The organism is Methylobacterium sp. Leaf113 (genome assembly GCF_001423325.1).
In the GTDB taxonomy this organism is placed as follows: Bacteria; Pseudomonadota; Alphaproteobacteria; order Rhizobiales; family Beijerinckiaceae; genus Methylobacterium.
Window position 1 is genome coordinate 1 of record NZ_LMNJ01000046.1, and the last position, 2,755, is coordinate 2,755.

Annotated in this window: 3 protein-coding genes; 1 reads left to right on the plus strand and 2 read right to left on the minus strand. The window is 58.8% G+C overall.

Features of this window, described 5'->3' with window-relative positions; translation table 11 throughout:
- Positions 1–94: 94 nt before the first annotated feature.
- Positions 95–1,003: a hypothetical protein gene (locus ASF60_RS24770; RefSeq protein WP_156634319.1), complete on the minus strand. Its 909-nt coding sequence runs from the start codon at positions 1,001–1,003 to the stop codon at positions 95–97.
- Positions 1,004–1,092: 89 nt separating this feature from the next.
- Positions 1,093–2,001, minus strand: a complete 909-nt coding sequence (locus ASF60_RS19545) for a DUF4357 domain-containing protein (protein ID WP_056189035.1) — start codon at positions 1,999–2,001, stop codon at positions 1,093–1,095.
- 164 nt (positions 2,002–2,165) lie between these two features.
- On the opposite strand from ASF60_RS19545, the gene ASF60_RS19550 reads away from it, so the two are divergent.
- The gene (locus tag ASF60_RS19550) at positions 2,166–2,666 is read left to right on the plus strand and encodes a type I restriction-modification system subunit M N-terminal domain-containing protein (protein ID WP_056189038.1); all 501 of its coding nucleotides are present in this window, start codon (positions 2,166–2,168) and stop codon (positions 2,664–2,666) included.
- Positions 2,667–2,755: the final 89 nt, after the last annotated feature.

Below are 2,755 nucleotides of genomic sequence, written 5' to 3' on the forward strand. Positions count from 1 at the left end.
CAGAACAGGTCCGCCATCGCCGCCTCCGTGCTGCAAACGGCGGCTCTGAATCACAAAACCAGAATTCTCGCAACGTCTTGGTTCGGTTCACACCCTAAGCCAACGTATCTACAAGAGCTTTTTTATAGCGATCGGTCTCTGTAGACAACCAAGAAATCAGCCGATCGCGCTCAGCTGGATCAAAATAGCTGCCGGCTATCGTCTTCATAAACAAATAATCAGCACCGGAGTCGAAAGATACACCGAACCGTCCGGCAAGTGTGTCGGCAAAGGGACTTAGCTGTTCGGCAACTTGTGCAACCCCAGCGCCGCGAGGTCCCCGGACGCAGAGGCCGACATAGCGATCAGCTATGAAGCGTGAAAGCACAAAGTCTGTGCCAGTTATCGCAGCCCATCGCTGTATCGTCGCTTGTGGCTTGCCGTTAGCTGCCTCCTCCGGGGCACGCTCGCAAAACGCTTTCCAGAAGGCAAGCCGACGCTCACCCACTGGACCAAGCTCAGCTCCTTGAGCACTTTCCTGCAGTCGTTTCTCCCAGTCATTGGGACGCTCAAGCACATCGAAGAGCGGAGCAAACGGAGACTCTCCAATACGAACAACACGGAGCTTGACGGCAAAAAAAGAAAAGTCTGCCGTCGTGTGCTGGTTGAGCCAACGTATTGCCGAGAGATGCGCCTCGTGGAATCGCGGCGCAACCCAGATCACTGTGTGAGCCTCGAGTCCAGCGAGGTAAGTGAGTATCTGTCCGAGATGTCCATGATCACTAACTTCTAACTGGTTCTCGATCAGGACGGTGGTGCCGTCAGTAACGTTGCGGGCACGAATATCGGCAGCAAACCGCGTCACTGCCACCTCGGATCCGACATGCTCTAGCTTCATGCCGAGCGCTTCGCCAAGCCGATCGAGGTTTGCTGCGAGCCAGGGGGTGAAGCCCAGCGCTTCGTGTGTCCAAGCCTCGCGCACCGCTACATCCTCTAACTGCCCGAAGCTGATAGTCCCACTCATTCTCAGAACCCTCGTTCAATATTAGCGTGTTGCAATTTCTAAAGACCAGGATCCTGTCGCAAACGCTTGCCGTTAGCCGGACCGTTTCCTTACCGTTCACGAAGCACGTCACCCAGCTTCTTACGATCCGTAGTCCGAAACCAGTCTCCATGTCCGGTGGAGCTGCGTCCCTTCACGAGCGCGGAGGCCGGCGAGGGGCTCGTAAAGGCGATGTCCTTGGTCAGGCGAAGGCAGCCGTCCTGAGGCACGAGCGCGTTCTCAGCGAGGAGTTGAGCGCGCAGCTTGGCGACACTGGAGGGCAGACTGTCCGTGGCACTCGCGCTGATCATCGAGCCGGCGCGTAGGACATAGCCGTCGCCGACCATGTCGAGGTGGGCTTTATGGGTCTCGCTGCGTGGCTGCGCGCCCGTGAAGAAGCTTTGCACCGCTGGGGTGACCGTGGGCATCGAAGGTAGCGCAGGCGTCTCGGTTGGAGGTGCGCCCGGCTCCTCAAAGAACGCGAAGCCCAGCGCCTCCAGCACGTAGATCATGTTGCCGAGGAACGTGCTCATGCTGGCGGTCTCGGCTTCAGGTAGCTTGGACCCGGTCGGCGTCGAGCGGTTGGCGAGCTGCACCTTGCCTTCGTTCCGGCCCAGCAGCTCCCAGACCTCGCGCTCCAGCCATTTCACATGGGCGCGTGTCAGGTTGTCGTCCTTATTGGTGAAGACGACGAAGCTGTCGAATGCTACCGGGAAATCATCAGCTTTGTAACGCTGAGAAAAGTCGTCGCTTTCACCAACGTAAACCTCTGGTAGATCATCCGTGCCCGTGCTGCGGATCAGCAGATAGATACAGGAGCGCGATAGCTCCTCGCGTGCAAGTGCTTTTTTGAAGTAGGAGCGCCGGCCCATCACCGCCATGCCCCACCAGTTGTCGAGCTCAACCGTGCGCAGCGAGCGCGGATCGTCGCCGGTGATGAACAGCTTGATCAGGCGCCCGGTGACGCGACTCGTAGCCATTGCGATCTCCCACCCGGCTTCAGTGACCTGAGATCGAAGTATCGGATTGGAGGTGCTTTCGGTGTCGCCAGCGGGCAACCCCCAGCCGAAAACGCTCGTGTCGCGAGCCACGCCGTTGCTGCTTCACGAGCGGGCATGACAGAAGCGGTAACAGGAGGATCCGCATGCTTACGGGCGAACTGCGCAACAAGATCGACACAATCTGGAACGCCTTCTGGTCGGGCGGCATCGCTAACCCGCTCGAGGTAATCGAGCAGATCACATACCTGCTCTTCATCCGCGGTCTCGACGACGCGCATACCCGCGAGGAGAATAAAGCGAACCGCCTGGGCAAGCCGATGGAACGGCGGATCTTCCCTGAGGGGAAGGACGACATCGGCAAAGCTGGTGGCCTTGCTTACGAGGAAATGCGCTGGTCGCGCTTCCGCAATATGGCCCCGGCGCAGATGTTCGAGATCCTTGCCGACCACGTTTTCCCCTTCATTCGCACCATGGCGGGCGCGGACACGGCACACGCTGCGCACATGAAGGACGCCCGCTTCACGATACCCACGTCAGGGCTGCTGGCGAAGGTAGTCGATCTTCTGGCCGACATCCCGATGGAGGACCGCGACACCAAGGGCGACTTATACGAATATATGCTCGGTAAGATCGCTAGGGTGTGAACCGAACCAAGACGTTGCGAGAATTCTGGTTTTGTGATTCAGAGCCGCCGTTTGCAGCACGGAGGCGGCGATGGCGGACCTGTTCTGGC